The sequence below is a fragment of the Streptomyces sp. NPDC102279 genome, from assembly GCF_044766365.1.
Taxonomy (GTDB): domain Bacteria; phylum Actinomycetota; class Actinomycetes; order Streptomycetales; family Streptomycetaceae; genus Streptomyces.
On the sequence record NZ_JBIWLU010000004.1, the window covers coordinates 594,507 to 612,279 of the forward strand.

Annotated in this window: 13 protein-coding genes; 8 read left to right on the forward strand and 5 right to left on the reverse strand. The window is 69.9% G+C overall.

All coding sequences use genetic code 11. The annotated features are described in order from the left end of the window. Window positions 1-159: 159 nt before the first annotated feature. The 3 genes from ACIRQH_RS12745 to ACIRQH_RS12755 form a co-directional block, all read right to left on the reverse strand. A complete protein-coding gene (locus ACIRQH_RS12745) occupies window positions 160-1,584 on the reverse strand; it encodes an amidase (protein ID WP_404225662.1) in 1,425 nt (474 codons plus the stop codon). After that, complete coding sequence (locus ACIRQH_RS12750; protein WP_358821133.1) at window positions 1,581-3,290, reverse strand: MFS transporter; 1,710 nt, start codon at window positions 3,288-3,290, stop codon at window positions 1,581-1,583. Before ACIRQH_RS12750 ends, ACIRQH_RS12745 begins: the two co-directional genes overlap by 4 nt. A 389-nt stretch (window positions 3,291-3,679) precedes the next feature. Beyond that, window positions 3,680-4,933, reverse strand: a complete 1,254-nt coding sequence (locus tag ACIRQH_RS12755; protein ID WP_404225664.1) for an FAD-dependent monooxygenase — start codon at window positions 4,931-4,933, stop codon at window positions 3,680-3,682. 68 nt (window positions 4,934-5,001) lie between these two features. Between ACIRQH_RS12755 and ACIRQH_RS12760 the strand changes: the two genes are divergently transcribed. The 6 genes from ACIRQH_RS12760 to ACIRQH_RS12785 all read left to right on the forward strand — a co-directional run bounded on the left by ACIRQH_RS12760 (window position 5,002) and on the right by ACIRQH_RS12785 (window position 13,134). After that, entirely contained in the window at window positions 5,002-5,568 is a 567-nt protein-coding gene (locus ACIRQH_RS12760; RefSeq protein ID WP_404225666.1) for a TetR/AcrR family transcriptional regulator C-terminal domain-containing protein, read from the forward strand. A gap of 189 nt (window positions 5,569-5,757) precedes the next feature. Then, complete coding sequence (locus ACIRQH_RS12765) at window positions 5,758-5,901, forward strand: hypothetical protein (protein WP_388879337.1); 144 nt, start codon at window positions 5,758-5,760, stop codon at window positions 5,899-5,901. 119 nt (window positions 5,902-6,020) lie between these two features. Then, a complete protein-coding gene (locus ACIRQH_RS12770) occupies window positions 6,021-6,551 on the forward strand; it encodes a SigE family RNA polymerase sigma factor (protein WP_404225667.1) in 531 nt (176 codons plus the stop codon). 185 nt (window positions 6,552-6,736) lie between these two features. Further along, window positions 6,737-7,486 (forward strand): hypothetical protein, encoded by a 750-nt coding sequence (locus tag ACIRQH_RS12775; RefSeq protein WP_404225669.1) that lies wholly within the window; start codon window positions 6,737-6,739, stop codon window positions 7,484-7,486. A gap of 307 nt (window positions 7,487-7,793) precedes the next feature. Continuing rightward, window positions 7,794-9,227: an FG-GAP and VCBS repeat-containing protein gene (locus ACIRQH_RS12780; protein ID WP_404225671.1), complete on the forward strand. Its 1,434-nt coding sequence runs from the start codon at window positions 7,794-7,796 to the stop codon at window positions 9,225-9,227. Window positions 9,228-9,933: 706 nt separating this feature from the next. Further along, window positions 9,934-13,134 (forward strand): TIM-barrel domain-containing protein, encoded by a 3,201-nt coding sequence (locus ACIRQH_RS12785; protein ID WP_404225733.1) that lies wholly within the window; start codon window positions 9,934-9,936, stop codon window positions 13,132-13,134. A 246-nt stretch (window positions 13,135-13,380) separates the two neighbouring features. Here ACIRQH_RS12785 and ACIRQH_RS12790 read toward each other — a convergent pair whose 3' ends face one another. Then, complete coding sequence (locus ACIRQH_RS12790) at window positions 13,381-13,842, reverse strand: PRC-barrel domain-containing protein (RefSeq protein WP_358817608.1); 462 nt, start codon at window positions 13,840-13,842, stop codon at window positions 13,381-13,383. A 517-nt stretch (window positions 13,843-14,359) separates the two neighbouring features. On the opposite strand from ACIRQH_RS12790, the gene ACIRQH_RS12795 reads away from it, so the two are divergent. Next, window positions 14,360-15,259: a neutral zinc metallopeptidase gene (locus tag ACIRQH_RS12795; RefSeq protein ID WP_404225673.1), complete on the forward strand. Its 900-nt coding sequence runs from the start codon at window positions 14,360-14,362 to the stop codon at window positions 15,257-15,259. Window positions 15,260-15,392: 133 nt separating this feature from the next. Here the strand turns inward: ACIRQH_RS12795 and ACIRQH_RS12800 are convergent, their stop codons facing one another. Further along, complete coding sequence (locus ACIRQH_RS12800; protein ID WP_358817610.1) at window positions 15,393-16,613, reverse strand: metallophosphoesterase; 1,221 nt, start codon at window positions 16,611-16,613, stop codon at window positions 15,393-15,395. A gap of 222 nt (window positions 16,614-16,835) precedes the next feature. Here ACIRQH_RS12800 and ACIRQH_RS12805 point away from each other — a divergent pair, with 222 nt between their 5' ends. Next, complete coding sequence (locus ACIRQH_RS12805) at window positions 16,836-17,603, forward strand: MBL fold metallo-hydrolase (RefSeq protein ID WP_404225675.1); 768 nt, start codon at window positions 16,836-16,838, stop codon at window positions 17,601-17,603. The last annotated feature ends 170 nt before the right edge of the window (window positions 17,604-17,773 follow it).

A 17,773-nucleotide genomic window follows, 5' to 3' on the forward strand; every position in this document is an offset into this window, starting at 1 on the left:
GTGAAACGGTGGGGAGTGCAGAGGTGCAGGATCTGGCACGTTCCAGCACACGCCGAGAGGGATTCCGGCCCTCACTCCCAGCGGAGGCATCGCGGCCAGTCCCCTTTCACCGTCCACGACGCCTTCCGCGACCGCCTGGCGCACCTCTGACCGCCGCGGTCAGAGCAGCGCCGCGTACCGGTCCCGCCACGGCGCCGCAGCCTCCAGCTGTGCGCTGAGGGCGATGAGGGTCGCCTCGTCGGCGGGGCGGCCCGCGAGCTGCACCCCGACGGGCAGCCCGTGTTCGGCGGTCCAGTACAACGGCAGGCTCACCGCCGGTTGGCCTGTCATGTTGTACGGACTCGTGAACGCGCTGAACGGGCTCTGGCGACGCAGATTCACCAGCGGGTCGCCCGACTCGTCGAAGTGTTCGACAGGTCGGGCCAGTGTCGCCAGGGTCGGGGTGAGCACGACGTCGTACGATCGCGTCGCCTCGACCGCCCGGCGCGTAGCGCGGTGCATCCCGTTGACCGCGGCCGCGAACCGCTCGCCGGTCACCTGTCGCCCGTACTCCCGCCAGGCTCGTGTCACCGGCCTGAGCAGCGTCTCCTGTCCCGGCGCCACCGTCCGGGCCAGGGACTGCACGCCCCAGGCCGTGACGAAGCAGTCGCTGATCTCCGGGCCGAACGGCGTCGGGATGTCCTCCACCTCGTGGCCGAGGCTCTCCAGGAGCCGCGACGCGTACTCCCAGGCGGCCACGCACTCTGGGTCCACGGCGATCCCGTCCGCCGCGGGGGACGCGTACCGGCCGATCCGGAGCCTGCCCGGTTCGCGCTCGGCGTGCTGGAGGAACGTCTCACCGGGCGGCAGCGGCGGCGCCCAGTGCGGATCGCCGGGCTCGGGTCCCGCGAGGACGTCGAGCAGAGCGGCCGCGTCGCGCACCGAGCGGGCCAGCGGCCCCTGCACGGCCAGCCCGGTGACCTCGGCTCCGGCGGGGCCCGAACTGACCCGCCCCCGTGCGGGCTTGAGGCCGAAGAGTCCGCACAGAGCTGCCGGGATCCGGATCGAGCCGCCGCCGTCGCTGGCATGCGCGACGGGTACGAGGCCGAGCGCCACGGCGAGGGCCGCTCCGCCGCTGGACCCGCCGGCCGACAGCGACGGGTCCCACGGATTGCGGGCCGGGCCCGCCAGATCGTTGTCCGTGTAGCAACAGCAGCCGAACTCCGGGGTGTTGGTCTTGCCCAGGCTGACGGTGCCGACCTCCCGCATCCGCCGCACACTGTGCGCGTCGACGTCCGGGACGTGCGCGGCGAACGCCTTCGAGCCGTACGTCGTCACCACCCCGGCCGTCTCCACCAGGTCCTTGACCGCCGTGGGCACACCGCTCAGGGCGCCCGCCGTGCCGCGCGGCGCCTTCTCCAGCGCGGCCGCGGCGTCCAGGGCCGCCTCGGGCGTGCGGGTCAGGAACGCCCCGTAGCGTTCATCCAACTCCTCGGCACGGGCGAGGTGGTGGTGGGCCAGCTCCACCGGGGAGATCCCGCCGGTGCGCACAGCGGCGGCCTGCTCGAGCGCGGTGAGCGCGTGCGGTGCGGTCGGGGTACTCACGCGGGCGCACCCTCCTGCGAGTCCGCCTGCCGCATCTCGGCGACCTGGCGGGCCACCGCCTCCTCGTGCTCGCGCAGGTCGCGCCGGGCGTCGCGGGGCCGCCAGCGCCCGGACATCAGGAAGACGAACGGCACGAACAACACCTGCCCGGCCAGCGACACCCACCACCAGATCTGCCACTTGCGCGGGTTGTCGGCGCTCGCCTTCTGCACCTCGGCGCCGTGCTCACGGAGAATCTTGAGCTGGGGCGCGGCCTTCTGCACGGTGGCCAGATCCTGCGCGCCCACCTCCTGCACGGCCTGCTTCAGCAGCGTCGGCGGGACCTTGTCCGGTGCGTAGCGGCCGAGTTCGGCGAACACCTTCGGATGGGCCTGGGTGATGGCTAGCGCGTCGGCGGCCTGTACGGACGCCTCCTTGACCTCGGCGCCGTGCTCGACGATCGGGGTCACGGTGTTCACCACGAGCGGCAGGAAGGCCGCCGACAGCGCGACGGTGATGCGGACGATCCAGCCCCAGATCGCGAGACCCGTCGCGGTGGCCGCCGGATTGTGCCGCTCGACGGTCTCGGTGAAGCTCGCCATCCACGGCGAGTAGGCGAGGCCACTGGTGACGCCGATGCCGGCGACGATGAACGCGAAGGTGTAGTAGCTGGTGTCCGGCTCGGTGGCGCGCAACGTGAACGCGAGGGTGAATCCGATCGTGCCCAGTGCGCCGCCGAGCATGAACGGCTTGCGCACGTGCAGTCGGTCGGAGAGCAGTCCGGCCACCACGAGGGAGATGGCGTTCGCGCCCCAGTACCAGTTGAGCAGGGCGTTCGCGCGCTGGGTGGTGTAGCCGAAGGCCGTGGCGAAGTAGACGACGAAGTTGCCGACCGCCGCGTAGTACAGCAGAAGGAAGAGCGCGACGGCGACGGCCGAGCCGATGACGTCGAAGCGCAGCATCTGCCGCCACTGGCCCTTGAGGGCGGCCTCGGTGTCGATGCCCTGGGCGCGGGCTTCCACCAGGGCGCGGTCGCGCAGGCTCACCATGATCTGGTCGCGCAGCGCCGGAGCCAGCTCACGCAGCCCGATGAGCGCCACGACGAACAGCACCAGACCGCTGATCCCCGCGTAGCGGATCTCGTCCTGCCAGGTGGCGGAGGTGCCGTACGTACGGGAGGTGACGGCGGTGACGACGAGGCTGCCGATGACCGGGCCCATGGTCCAGTACCCCATGGCGGACGCACGGCCCAACTGCGGCGAGAAGTCACGGACGAGGGCGGGTGTGGCGACCAGGATCATGCCCTCGACGAGAGCGACCGCGCTGTAGATGAGCAGGTAGCTCAGCTTCCCCGGCGCGTTGGGCAGCGCGAAGGTGGTCAGCACACCGACCACCAGCAGGCCGTAGACCACGATGTTCGCGCGGCCCCAGCGGTCGGCCAGTCCGGCCGCGAGGGAGGCGAAGGCGCCGACCGCGTTCGCCGCCACCGAGATGTAGACGAAGTACATGAACGACATGTGGTAGTCGGCGATCACGGCTGTCGAGACCGCGTACTGCACGTACAGCTGGTAGTAGAGGACGATCGTGACGAGCACGACGAGCGCCAAGTACCAGTAGCGCGCTCCGCGTTCGGGATAGTGCTGGAGCCGTCGGCCGCCGAGGCCCCACAGCGGCGTCGACGCACGCGTGGCCTGCGGCCCGTCGGTCGCCGGAGGAGAAATCGACACAGTGCCTCCCTGGAGGTCGCCATGGCACGCGGCAGTGCGTGCTCGACGCGGCGACGCTAGTACCGACCAGTCGGTACGGGGAAGGGGGTGGATCCGATTCTCTGGAGAAAAGAGTGACGGCCGAGGCGGTCCCGCCGGGTCGTCCGGCGTCGAGCGGCCACCTATGCGACCTCCCAATCGCAAGCTCCCGCGCGAGTCAGGCCGGGTCGACGAACGCCGACGTGGGCCCACCAGCCGGCTTCGTAACCGTGCGAAACCCAGGCATCTGTCCCGCCGGCCGACGAGTGTCACCGAGAGTTCCGGCCCTGTCCGCCGGAGCGGAACAGAAGGGCGACGCCGCTGTCACGCCGTCCCGGCTGCGATGGACCGAGCTCGTTCGAAGCCAACCTCTAGGCGGGGGCGTCGTGTTCCGGGTATTGCGGGAGTTTCCAGGCGCCTCCCCGGTCCTCCTTGGAGAACCGCGCGACGAGATCGGGCACGCGCAGGAAGCATGCCAGAGCCGTGACGGAGTGGAAGGTGTCGATGGAGAGTTGGTTCATGGGCATGCCCACCCGGAGGAGGTGCGGTTTCACCTGGGACTGGATCTCGTCGACGAACGGCCGCAGTGTGGCGTCGTAGGTCGCCAGCGCCGTCGGGAGGTCGTGGGGGCGGCGATTGATCTCGCCTGCCAGGACGTAGGCGCCGACCAGACCGCCGGAAACGCCCATTCCGCTGTAGGGGGAGGCGCAGTGGGCGGCGTCGCCCGCCAGGACCACGTGCCCCTTGGACCAGGTGTCCGTGCGAACCTGCACGACCTCCTGGGAGTAGAAGCTCTCGGCAGTCCGCATGCCGTCGATGAACCGCTCGGTCTGCCATCCCGCGTCGCGGAACCTGTCGGCCCAGAACTCCTGCTGGCGTTCCGCCGGTTCGCGGTGCACGGCCGAGGCTTCCTCGGACTCCTCGCGCAGGACGAAGTAGACCTGGGTCTCGGTCGGGTTGTGGCTCCTGCGCATGATCATCCGACCGCCGGGAGCGTTGTACGTGTCCCGGATGTTGGTGTCCGAGGCGATGCGCGGGACGAACCAGTAGGCCATGTGGATGCCCACCCGCCAGTACGGCTCGGGAGAAGCGGTCGGCAGGATGGCCCGGCGTATCCGCGAGCCCTGTCCGTCCGCGCCGACCAAGAGGTCGTACTCGCCCGACGAGCCGTCGGAGAACTGGGCGACGACCTTCTTCTCGGCCTGCTCGAAGCGCTCGACCCCCCTACCGAAGACGTAGTCCACGTCGTCCTTGACCGCGTCGTGGAGGATGCGCACCAGGTCGCCGCGCATGATCTCGTACTCGGAGGTCAGTGTCTGCCGGCCGTGGCCCGAGGTGTTGGCCATGATGGTCGCCCGCGCCTTGCCACGCGCGTTCACGAAGGCGACGCCGCACTCGTCCACGAGCTTGCTCCTGACCGTGTCGAGCAGCCCCATGCGCTCAACGGCGTCGATGCCCTGGCCCCGTAGGTCGACCTGCGCGCCCGTGGCCCGCAGCGCCGGGAAGCGTTCGGCCACGGTCACCCGATGGCCGCCCCGGGCGAGCCAGAAGGCGAGGGCCTGACCCGCGACTCCACCGCCGCATATCAGGACCTTCAGAGAGGGGTCTCCGCTCTTGTGCGGCATGAGGCATCCCACTTTCTATCAGTGATAGGTGCTCTTGCAGAGTCACCTATCACTGATAGATTGTCAACGTGAAAGTGCATCGTGAGAACGTCGTCGGCGCGGCGCTCGACCTGCTCGACGAGGTCGGCCTGGACGGCGTGAGTACCCGGCAGCTGGCCAAGCGACTGGGCGTCGAGCAGCCGTCGCTCTACTACCACTTCCGGAACAAGAAAGAGCTGCTCAGTGCCATGGCCGAGGCCGCCATGGAGCCCCATTCGACGGCCCCACTACCGCAGGCGGGCGAGGACTGGCGTCACTGGTTCCTCGAGAACACGCGCAGCTTCCGGCGGACCCTGCTGATGCACCGCGACGGCGCACGGCTCCACGCCGGAAGTAGTCCCGGAGTGATTTCCCTCGACCGGGTCGCCCACAAGATGGACTTCCTGCTCGCAGCCGGTCTCCCCGAACGGGAGGCCCAGATGGCGATGCTGGCAGCCAGTCGCTACACGGTCGGCAGTGTCCTGGAGGAGCAGGCGGCCCCCGGCATCGCCGCCGACGCGGACCATCAGGTCGTCCCGGTGATCGACGACGAGCGGGCGTTCGAGGCAGGGCTGACCCTCATCGTGGACGGCCTGGTGCAGCACGTCGGGGCCTAGCAAACGGGCATCGCGGCCCGCGGTGCTACACACTCGGACGCCGCGGCGCCCCGCCTGCTGCGGACGGGGCCCGCCGCGAGAGTGCGGCAGCCTGGATCAGTAGCGCTGAAGATCACCACGCACACTCGCGTCGTCCCTCAGCCGGCCTCCGCTGAGACGTCGGCACCGCCACCCTCCTGGACGCCAGGGGTGCGATCCTGTCTCGACTCCCTGCGCCGCTGGATCGCGGCGTACAACGCGTCCCTCGGCTGCAAGGCCCATGAGATTCCCCGGCTGGAAAAGGACACCTCACCGTCCCACCACAACCTCTCGGGTGACGCCGGAACGGACTGACCTCGCTCGGTCAGATGCCGGCTCCCGCGGCCAAGAGGAAACGGCTCCCGCGGTCACGCACACGACCAGGCAACCGAATCCGCCGTAACGGTGGTCTGGTGGGCGAGGGAGGGTGCTCGATGCAGGCCGAACAAGAGGACCGGTTCCAGGACTTCGTCAGAGTGAGGTGGCCGCAACTGGTGCGGACCGCCTATCTGCTGACGGGCGACGTCCATCATGCGGAGGACCTGACGCAGACCGCGCTGGCCAAGGCGTACCGGTCGTGGCGGCGGATCTCGCGTGCCGACAACCCGGAGGCGTACGTCCGGCGGATGCTGGTCAGCTGCAACAGCGACCGGTTCCGGAAACGGCGGGTCACCGAGTCGCTCACCGCGGCGGTACCCGAGACGGCTGGGCGCGACGAGAACGCGATCCGGGTGGAGGAGCGCGGGTCCTTGCTCGCCGGACTGGCTCAACTCCCGTCGCGACAGCGGGCAGTGGTGGTGCTGCGGTACTGGGAGGACCTGTCGGAGGCAGAGGTGGCCGAAGTGCTCGGCTGCTCGACCGGCACGGTCAAGAGCCAAGCGTCCAAGGGGCTGGCGAAGTTGCGCAAGTATCCGGGGTTGGCCGACAGCCGTACGGTGTCCGGCGGGCGGGGAGGCGGCAGGTGAACGGGCCAGGTGACGCGCGGGAGTCCGGTTCTCGGGCAGCGGGGTCGGAGGGCGAACGGGAGTCCGGATTCGAGGAGCGTATGCGTGAGTTGCTGGCTGAGGACGCTTACACCATCAGGCCCTCGCCGGCGCCCTACAGGGCAATCCGGCAGCGTGGCCGGAGCGAGAGGAGGCGGCGTGCGGCAGTGGCGGGGGCCGCGCTGGCGTCGCTGGTCGCGGTGCCCGCAGGGGCGTACTCACTGGTCGGGGGAGAGGGGGGACAGGGCACGCACACGGCGGCGGCGAAGCCCTCGGACGGCGCCCCGCGGACCTCGTCCGCGACGACGTCCGGGCCCACGCGACCTGCCACTGAGGGGCAGTTGCTCGACGGGATCACGTTCGCCCAGGCGTCCGACGGGCTGGGGAAGTGCCTGACCGCGGAGCGCGGGGCGCCGTCCGCCCCGCTGGGCGAGGCCAAGGACTACCGGATCGTCCTGGCGGCGAAGAGCACGGGCGGTTCCGTCCCCGGCGACAACTTCCATGTCGTCGGCGTGCGGGAGCACCCGGCGGGCATGAGGGTGGTCTGCGACATCGAGGACGGCGTGGCCTCCGGTTTCAGTACCGGCACCAGTGCCGATGATTCACCCGACGCAGGCCCGGTCGTGCCCGACCTCAATGCCGGCGGACTGTTCCAACCGTCGGCCACCGACAAGGGCAGTTGGAAACTCCCCTTCCGGTGGGCGGTCGTCGGAACAGTCGAGCCCTCGGTGGCCGAGGTGTCCGTCTCCTACGGTGACGCCACCCGCCAGGCCGTCCTGGACCACGGCTGGTTCGTCGCATCCGGCGTGCTGGACCGGCAGGTCACTGCGGCACCCCACATCAAGGGGTACGACAGTTCCGGAAAGCTTCTCTACGACTCCGACCAGGACAAGGGCTGGGCCCGGATGCTGCCGTGAGGGAGCCGTACAGGCCGGCCGGGGCGCCGTACAGGGGTCGGCGCGTCGGCCAGCCGGACCGCAACGACGTGCGCGGTGGGCCGGCCTCGGGGCCGAGCTGCGCCTGTCACCTGGCCCAGCACCCACAACTCGTCCGGCAACAAACGCTGAATCCGGTCGACCAGGCACGGGGCGCGGAACGTTCACGCATGAGAAGCGGCGTCTCAGTCGCGTTCCGCCAACCTCGCACAACCCTTCGTACGCCTCGTGCGTCACACCTCCGAGATTCCTCAGTCTCATCACCCCCTTCGACTACGGGAGTTCCACCGTGCGTGCACGCACCCTGGCCGCCGCCGCCGCAGCGGCACTCACCGCCGCCGGTCTGACCCTGCCACTCGCCGGGAGCGCCGCGGCTGCCACGACTCCGCGGTTCGATTTCAACGGCGACGGATACGCGGACATCGCGGTCGGCATGCCCGACGCCACGGTGGACGGCAAGGCCAAGGCCGGCTACATCAGCGTGATCTATGGCGGGCCGCAGAGCCCGAGCCAGTCCACGGGCGTCATCAGCCAGGCCGAGGCCGGGATACCCGGCACCCCTGAGGCGGGCGACCGCTTCGGGTCCTCCGTGGCGCCCGTCGACGTGAACGGCGACGGCGTCTTCGAGCTTGTCGTCGGCGCGAGCGGCGAGTCGCTCACCTCCGACCAGCTCAAGGACGAGGGCACCATCACCGTCCTGGACGGCTCGGGGTGGAACGTCAAGGGCACCACCGTGGCCAGGGGCTCGGGCGAGTTCAGCAGCATCGGCCGTACCGTCGCCGCGGGTGACTACGACGGCGACGGCGACATCGACCTCGCGTACGGGGAGAACAGCGAGGAGAGCGGCTCGCTCCGGTTCCGCCCGGGCCCGCTCACCGCGGACCCCGTGACCACCACCAGCCTGCGCCGCTACAGCATGGGCGGCGTCACCCGCGACCTGGCCACCGGCGACTTCGACGGCGACGGCCGGGACGACCTCGCCGCCACCTGGCAGGGACTGGAGGACTCCAGCACCTTCATCACGCGCTGGGACGATCAGGCCAAACCGGCCCAGTGGTACGCCGACGCCGACCGGGGCAGCTCGCTCGCCGTCGCCGACTTCGACCGGGACGGCACGGACGACCTCGCGGTCGGTCTCGTACAGCCCAACCCCGAGTCGGAGACCACACATTGTGAGGACCGGCTCGGCGGTGCGGTGCTCCTGCTGAAGGGCTCGAAGACGGAGAACTTCGGCACCGAGAGCGAGTGCTTCACCCAGTCGAACCCGGAGGTCGGCGGCGCCGCCGAGGAGGGTGACGACTTCGGCGCCGCGCTGGCCGCGGGCGACCTGAACGGCGACGGCCGTCCGGAACTGGTGGTCGGCGTGCCCGGCGAGGACGTGGGCACCGTCAAGGACGCGGGCGGGTACGTCACCATGAACGGCACGGAGCACGGCCTCTACGGCGGTCTGGCCCGCAGCCAGAGCACCACGAACATGCCCGGCACCGCCGAGGCGGGCGACCGCTTCGGGGGCCAGGTGGCCGTCGGCGACTACAACCGCGACGGGCTGTGGGACACCGCGGTGAGCGCTCCTGGGGAGAACGCCGGTGAGACCAGGTCGGGTGGCGTCTGGTTCGTGCCGAGCAGCACCGAGGAGACGTACCCGCTGGGCAAGTCGCTGACCCCGTTCGGCTTCGCGCTGCCTCTTGGGGCCATCAAGTACGGCGAGGTGCTGGGGCTTTAGAGGCCGTTCAGCGACCGCGAAGCACCGGTCGCGATCATCCTCGTGGCGGCGTCGGGCTCCACCTGACGGCAGAAGCCGCCGGTGTTCGGCCCAAGCCGGCGGGCGGGCTATCGGGACTTCGCCCAGTGGAGCCGGGCCCGGGTCCGGGGCCTGGCTCCACCGCGTCGTCCTCGACGAACTCGGCGCCGCGGGGGTGCAGGGCGTCCCCGACACCCGATTCGTTCCAAGGGGCCGGACGTCGCCACAACGCCATGCGCGAGCCGGAGCCCAACTCCTCAAGCGGGTACGCCCATTGGAGGCCCGCGCCCAGGACGAACAGGACCCAGCACACGGCCTGCCGGTCCGGGGCCAAAGGTTCACCTGCCGGCGCTGTGCCGACAAGCCCCGGCGCTCTTTCCTCTCTGTCCGCGTCGCATATGGACACCCGGCCGCGGCTGTGTTGTCATGCCACGGGCATCATTTACAACGATAGAAGTCGTCGGGGCACCCATGGTGCCTCCGTCCTTCCATCGTTCGCGCAGGTTGAGCCGATTCCACCGGCGCCCCGGAAAGGGCGAAGGTGACAACGATGTCAGCAGGACTCGCGAGGGGCCGAGAAGCTCGCTCCAGGACGGAGTTTTCCGTGAGAAGAAGACCAGCGTGGCGCGGGGCGCACTTCATGCGCCGGCGGATGACGGGCGTCGCGCTCGCCGCGTGCCTGGCGGGGATGACCTTGGCCGGGCAGGCCGCCGCGGGACCGGCGGAGCGGCCGGGCGAGTACAGGATCCCGGCGGTGACGTCGGGAAACGCACGCTTCCAGGTGCTGTCGCCCACCTTGATCCGTACCGAGTACGCGCAGAACGGGCAGTTCACCGACCAGGCCACGTACAACGCCATCGGCCGCGGCGACTTCACGCCGACCGCGTACACGTCGAGCACGGCCGACGGGTGGCTGACGGTGAAGACCAGCGCGGTGACCCTGCGCTATCAGGTGGGCTCCGGGTCGTTCAACGCCCGCAATCTGTCCGTGCGGTTGACGGCGGCGTCGGCGGTGACCGCGGCACCCTGGCAGCAGATGACGTGTACGGTCGGCGCGCTGTGCGAGGCGGAGAGCCTGTCGTACGGAGGGCTGGGCCTCGCCTCGGACCACACCGGACATACCGGCGCCGGATTCCTGGCCGGTTTCCAGGGGACGGGCAGCTCGCTGACGGCCGATGTCGACGTCACGACCGCGGGGACCTACCAATTCGACGTCCGGTACGCCAACTCCCTCGCCGGTGACGGAAAGAACGTCACGCGCACCCTCACCCTGACTGTGGACGGCGGCGCGGCCAGGACGCTGAGCCTCCCGGTGACCGGCAGTTGGGACACCTGGAGCCTGGCGAACAGCGCCGTACAACTCGGCGCCGGACACCATACGATCACGCTGGCCAAGACCGCCGCCGACTCCGGAAATGTCAACGTCGACAGCGTCGCCCTGGTCGCCTCGGGCGGTACCTTCCCGCCCACCTCGACGACCGCGATCACGGACTGCGCCTTCGGCACGAGCTGCGAGGCCGAGGACGCCCGGATCGCGGGCTCCGCGAAAGTGGCCACCGACCACGGCTCGTACTCCGGCAACGGCTTCCTGTCCGAACTGAACCAGGGTTCGAGCGTGTCGGCCCACGTGGTCGGTGTGCCCTCCGACGGCACGTACGCCCTCCAGGTGCGCTACGCCAACGCGGCCGGCGGCGACGCCCTGAACCAGACGCGTACGGCCTCGGTGTCCTCCGGCGGCACGACGCAGACGCTGTCGCTTCCGGTGACCGGAAGTTGGGACACCTGGCACACCGCCTCGGTGCCCGTGGCGCTGAAGGCCGGCTCCGACGACATCAGCATCGGCTGCCCCGAGGCGGCGAGCTGCCACATCAACCTCGACACGGCGTCCGTGACGGCGTCCGGCGCCGCGGCTCCGCAGCCGCATCTGGCCCTGGGCGGCTATCGGCGCAGCCTGGACGGCCTGAACGGCGACAACGGCGATCCGACCACCACACCGGGCCTGCTCCACAAGGACGGGTGGTATCTGTTGGACGACACCACGTCCGCGCTGTACGACACCGCCACCAAGAAGGTCACGCAGCGACCGTCCCACAATGGCACGCCCTACCAGGACGGTTACGTCTTCGGGTACGGCCACGACTACAAGAAGGCCCTGTCCGACCTCGCCACCCTCACCGGCCCGCCGAAGCTGCTGCCCGAATGGGCCTACGGCACCTGGTACTCGGAGTACATCGACCGGACGGCCGCCGACTACGAGAACACGATCCTGCCCGCCTTCCGCTCCGAAGGCGTCCCGCTGGACGTGCTGGTGACCGACACCGACTTCAAGTCGCCCAACACCTGGAGCGGTTGGGAGATGGACACGGCCAAATTCCCGGATCCCAAGGCCTTCTTCGACTGGTCCGCCGCGCAGGGACTGCACAACACGCTCAACACCCATCCGAGCATCCTGGCGTCCGACCCGCAGTTCGCGAAGGCCCAGACGACCGCCAAGGGCAAGCTGACGAAGGGCGGTTGCGCGTCCGCCGCGAGCGCCGGCGGTGACTGCTACACCTTCGACTTCGGCGATCCCGACCAGCTCAAGGCCTACATGGATCTGCACCGGACCATGGACGACCAGGGCAACGACTTCTGGTGGCTCGACTGGTGCTGCGACAACTCCCAGTCGTCAGTGCCGGGCGTCACGCCGGACGCGTGGATCAACCAGCAGTACGCCGCCGACGCCGACCGGGCGATCGGCCGCGGCTTCGTCGTCTCCCGTGCGTACGGCTCGCTCCAGGCCGGTGGCTACAGTGGCCAGCAGGGGTTGCCGACCGGGCCGTGGGCGGACAAGCGGACCACCGTGCACTTCACCGGGGACACCTCGTCCACCTGGGGCACCCTGCGGTCCGAAGTGGGCTACACACCCGGCGAGTCTGCAGCCACCGGCATGTCCGCCGTCAGTCACGACATCGGCGGCCACAACGACACGACGGGGCTGACCGGTTCGGAGACGTACACCGACGGCGGCAGCACCCGCACCACCCACAAGCTGCCCGACGACCTCTACGCCCGCTGGGTGCAACTCGGCACCTTCCAGCCGATCGACCGCCTGCACAGCAACCACAGCGACCGGCTGCCCTGGCAGTACGGCACCAAGGCACGGCAGTCGGCCGACACATTCCTCAACCTCCGCGAGAACCTCGTGCCTTACACGTACTCACTCGCACAGGAGGCAGCCACGACCGGCATCCCCGTGGTCCGCTCCACGTATCTGGAGTATCCGGACGAGCCGCAGGCCTACGCCACCGCGGGCAGCGAGTACTTCTACGGCAAGGACATGCTAGTGGCACCCGTGACCACGCCCGGCAGTACCGCCACGACGCCGGTGTGGTTCCCGCCAGGCCAGTGGACCGACTACTTCACCGGACAGACCTACAACGGAGGCACCACGCAGAACATCACCACCGGCCTCGACCGGATGCCGGTGTTCATCAGGGCGGGCGCCACCATCCCGACCCGGACGGACAACGTCACCAGCAATGACAAGGCGCCGCTCACCAAGGCCACGCTCACCGTCGCGACCGGCGCCGACGGCAATTCGTCCCTGTACGAGGACGACGGCACCACGACCGGGCCCGGACACAGCGCCACCACGAAGATCCAGTACCGCGAGAGCGGCTCCCGGCACATCGTCACCATCGGCCCTGCCACGGGTTCCTTCCGCGGCCAGGTCAAGAGCCGGCAGTGGACGGTGAAGCTGCTCGGCGTGACCTCGCCCAGCAGCATCTCCGTCGGGAGCAAGGGGTTGTCGTCGCGGGCATGGCACTACGACAGTGCGGCCCACACGCTCACCCTCACGCTGCCGCCGCGCAACGTGCACACCCCGGTGACCATCGGCTACCGCTGACAGAACGACGTACGACGGGCCTGCGCGCTCATGCGCGCAGGCCCGTCGTACGTCGGCCACCGAGGTCTCCACACGGATCGGCGAACCGCCGGTCGTCATTGGCGCGGCCGGTGAGAACGGCCCCCGGCGCCTGGCGGGAGCGGCGTGACGCGACCGGCTACCAACCCCGCCGAACGTGAAACTGTCCAACGCTCACAGCAACCTGTGGATCTCCCGACCCGTTGCCGACAACTGCGCGACGATCAGTCACTTCTCAGGGTCCGCCGAGGAGCGGCCGTCGGCGGACCGGGTGGTTCCACCGGCGCTGGACGGGCCGTTGTCGACCGGGTCGACGGAGCCCGTGTGCCGGCCGCTTTCGGCGGCCGTTCCGGCCACGCCGACCGGCGCGGACGTGGACTGGGTCAGCCCGTAGTGGGCGTACAAATCGCTCTCCTCGTCGGCGTCGAGACGCGCGTCCACGTCGACACGGGGCGCGTGCTTGACGGTCTCCTTCGTGACGGGGACATGGAGCTCGTCGCCGCTGACACGGGCGCCCGCGAGCGGTACCAACGTCTCTTTGCTGCCGAACAGACCCGTTTTGACGGTGACCCACTCGGGCCGACCGTCCGCGTCGTCGCGGTAGACCTTGCCGACTGTGCCGACCTTCTCGCCCTCCCGGTCGAGGACGGTGAGGTCACGCAGCTGGTCCGCACTGGCAAATTCAGTCATGGTTGTACCTCTCGGGGAAGCGTTGTTCGGTGCCAGAAGCCTGCTCTGCCCGTGGCGGTCTCGACGGGGCGCAGACGGTCGCTGCCTCGGGCCACGCCCTTCTGGCTCATGCGAGTCAGTCATCACGGATCACTTCGCAGAAGAAACAGCGCACGGAAACGCCCACGATTTCACCCGGTCGGAACATTGCCGGGCCTTCGCCGCGGCGCCTTCCCATGAGACGTCATGCACCTCTGCTCCCTCCGCGTCGCAGTGATTCCGCTCTGTCTGCGTGACCCTCGCTCCGCCGAGTAAACATCTGGCTTGCCCCGGCCATGAGTGTGTGACCTGCTGTCACTCCGCGGCCGAGATTCCGTGAACCGCTGCGATCCGGCCTCGACGCCAGAGCGACATCCTCACCGTCGGGCCGATGGCCGACGAGCCACCGCGGCGGGACGGACGTGAACCCTCTTGCACGGGGTAGTCGAGCGTCACGATGCGGGGCGGGCCGACGCGCTGCTTGAGGGGGAGTCAGCGAATGGAATTCGACGAGAACGCCGCGCTGGACACGTCCGAGGTGCAGGACAACCGCGGTGGAGCGATGGGCGGGATCCCGGGCGGCGGGAAGACCGTCGGCGGTGGAGTGGTCGGGCTCCTGGTGCTCGTCGCATCGGTGATCTTCGGCGTGGATCCGGGCCTGTTCAGCTCGGACAGCACCACCTCGCCGGGCACCGGTTCGGGATCTGGCACGTCCGCTGCCGACCTGGCGGCCAACTGCAGGACCGGGGCCGACGCCAACAGCAAGGAAGAGTGCCGGATCGTCGCCGTGGTCGACAGCGTCCAGGCGTTCTGGAAGCAGACCGAGACGGCCGTCGGCAAGTCCTACGAGCAGGCCCCGACGTACCTCTTCACCAGCAGCGTGAACACCGGCTGCGGGAACGCCACCTCCGACGTCGGCCCCTTCTACTGCTCAGCCGACGACAAGGTCTACCTCGACCTCGGCTTCTTCGACGACCTGAGCAGCAAGTTCGGCGCCAAGGGCGGTCCGTTCGCCGAGGCCTACGTCATCGCCCACGAATACGGGCACCACATCCAGGACCTCAGCGGCACGATTTCCCGGGGCAGCGGCCAGGGCCGGAACAGCGGCTCGGTGAAGCTGGAGCTCCAGGCGGACTGCTACGCCGGAGTGTGGGCCCACCACGCCACCACCACACCCGACGCGAAGAGCGGAAAGCCCCTGATCACCAAGCTGACCCAGGACGACATCAACCGTGGGCTGGACGCGGCAGCCGCCGTCGGCGACGACCGCATCCAGGAGCGGTACCAGGGCAAGGTCACGCCCGACACCTGGACCCACGGTTCGGCGAGCCAGCGCCAACAGTGGTTCTCCACGGGGTACACCTCGGGCAGCGTCGCCCGGTGCAACACCTTCGGCTGAGAACGGTGCAAAGGAGGGGCCGGGGCACCAGCGGCGAGCGAGCCGTGTTCCTTCTCATCGCTTCGGGCGCACCGTCGTCGCCATCGCTCCCGAACGCGAGGAAGTCTCTCAGCACCGGCCCTCTGGAAACGTGCTACGGCGTGGCGGGCTGCCGCGGGGAGCGGAGGACGAGCAAGGTGATCTCGCTGGGGGCGAAGACGCGGAACGGCGGGCCCCAGAAGCCGGTGCCGCGGCTCGTGTAGAGCAGGGTCCGGGTGCCGTGGCGGCTGAGGCCGGCGACGGCGGGCTGGTCGATGCGGACGAGGTAGTGGAACGGCCAGATCTGGCCGCCGTGGGTGTGGCCGGAGAGCTGGAGGTCGACGCCGCCCGCCGCGGCCCGGTCGACGAACTTGGGCTGGTGGGCCAGGAGCAGGACGGGCAGGTCGGGATCGGCGCCGTTCAGGGCACCGGCAAGGTGGGCGCGGTGGCCGGCCAGGCCCGAGGACTCGGCGGTGACGTCATCCACACCGGCGACCACCAGCGTGTCGCCGCCGCGTTCGAGCAGCAGATGGCGGTTGCGCAGCGGCTCCCAACCCAGCTCGTCCATCAGGTCGACCCAGCCCTGGGCCTCGCTGTAGTACTCGTGGTTTCCCGTTACGTAGACCCGGGCCCGGGCGGCCCGCACGGTGCCGAGCGGAGCGGCCTGCGCGCGTCGGCGTTCGGCCGTGCCGTCGGCGATGTCGCCTGTGTGGCAGACCAGGTCGGCCTCCAGTGTGTTGACCTTCTCGCAGACACGCGCCGACCAGCGGGCGCGGTCGAGCGGCCCGTAGTGGGTGTCGGTGACGAGGACGACCCGGGTGCCGTCCAATCCGGCTCCCAGGCGGGGGAGTTGCACGTCGAGCTGGCGAACGCGTGGCACTCGGCGCGCCTCGGCGTACCCCCAGGCGAGCAGTACGGCGGTCACGCCGAGCACCGCCCAGGTGACGATCCGGGCGCGGTCTTGACCGTCGCCCACGCCCGCCAAGGTGAGGGCGAGCCGCAGCAGGACGCCGAGCAGGACGGACCACGTGAACAGAACCCAGCTGGCCCCGAGGAGGGTGTCCCCGACGATCGCCGCCCAGTCCTGCTGGCGCCTGCCGTGGCCGCGCGCCATCGCGAGCGGCATGGCGATCAGGCCGAGGACGAACAGGGCGGTGCCACCCAGCGCCACGGGGAGCGGCCAGTGCTGGCCTACGTGCAGCAGCACCACGCAGGGCACGGTCCACAGCAGGACGGGGGCGATCAGAGGGATGTAGCGCATCAGGCGGCGCAGTCGGCTCTGCTGGGTCGCATGAGCCGCATCGTCCGCGGATCGGGCTTCGTCGGTGTCGGTCACGCTTCCCCTCCTTCAAGTAGTCAGACTGGCAACGCGCGCACTTTATCCGGTCGTCCGTGGAGACGTCCTGCCGATCATGGATCGAGCCGGATGAGTGTGCCGGCGAGGGCGATCGCGGCGAGGCGGCGGTCGCGGGCGTCGGCATCGGAAGCGGGCGCTGAGAGCGATGAATCTGGTCGCGGACTGCGGTCTCAGCACGGTAGCCAACCGATCGGAGCGGATATGGGCAAGCTGCATCAGGTAGCCGATGGCGTCTGGGTCCGGCAGAGCGAGTGGGTCTGGACCAATTCCATCGTGGTGCGCGTGGAGGGTGGGTTGGTCCTGATCGATCCCGGCATCGATGGCTCCGAGTTGAGCCGACTCGCCGATGACGTCGACCAGCTCGGCCTTGCGGTGGTCGCCGGATTCGCCACCCATCCCCACTGGGACCACCTGCTCTGGCATCCCCGGTTCGGCGAGGTTCCGCGCTACGCCACCCCTGCCGCCGCCCACCTGGCGACCCAAGCCCGAGAGCGGGCGAAGGCGATGGCGGCGGAGAGCGCGTCCGGCATCCCCCTCGATCTGGTCGCGCACGTCACCCCGCTGCCTGCGGACGGAGGACGGGTGCCGGGCGAGCTCATCGAGCATCAGGCGCACGCCGTCGGCCACGCCGCGGTCCTCCTCGCGGACCGTGGCGTCCTACTCGCCGGCGACATGCTCTCCGACGTCCTGATCCCGCTCTTCGACGTCCGCCAGGACGGGCAACTGGGAGCCTACGAGGCTGCGCTCGACCGCCTCGGTGAGGCCGCCGGGCACGTCGATGTCGTAGTGCCCGGCCACGGCACCGTGGCCGAAGGTCCCGAGGTGGCGGCACGCCTCGCCGCCGACCGTGCCTACGTCGACGCGCTCCGGCGAGGAGAGGAACCGGTCGACGCGCGCCTGGGGCCGCATGCGGACTGGCTCTTCGGCCCCCACCGGTCGAACGTCGAGCAAGTGGGCCGAGGGCGGTAGGTGCCGGGAATCCCTTGCGGGTCGGCCGGATCGACACTCTCGCCGAGTTGGACGGCCTCGATGGGCGGGCCCCGTTTCCCGAGACAGTCGTGCGCACCGGCAGATGGGCGTCCGGCTCGGTGATCTGGGGCATCCGTCCTGCCCTCACCCGCGCCCGGCTCGCCCTTACG

Excerpts from the sequence above, each read along its gene's own strand:
- ACIRQH_RS12805 (WP_404225675.1), top strand. The coding sequence starts at position 16,836 with ATGGGCAAGCTGCATCAGGTAGCCGATGGCGTCTGGGTCCGGCAGAGC.
- ACIRQH_RS12795 (WP_404225673.1), top strand. The coding sequence starts at position 14,360 with ATGGAATTCGACGAGAACGCCGCGCTGGACACGTCCGAGGTGCAGGAC.
- ACIRQH_RS12790 (WP_358817608.1), bottom strand. The coding sequence starts at position 13,842 with ATGACTGAATTTGCCAGTGCGGACCAGCTGCGTGACCTCACCGTCCTC.
- ACIRQH_RS12770 (WP_404225667.1), top strand. The coding sequence starts at position 6,021 with ATGCAGGCCGAACAAGAGGACCGGTTCCAGGACTTCGTCAGAGTGAGG.
- ACIRQH_RS12785 (WP_404225733.1), top strand. The coding sequence starts at position 9,934 with ATGACCTTGGCCGGGCAGGCCGCCGCGGGACCGGCGGAGCGGCCGGGC.
- ACIRQH_RS12755 (WP_404225664.1), bottom strand. The coding sequence starts at position 4,933 with ATGCCGCACAAGAGCGGAGACCCCTCTCTGAAGGTCCTGATATGCGGC.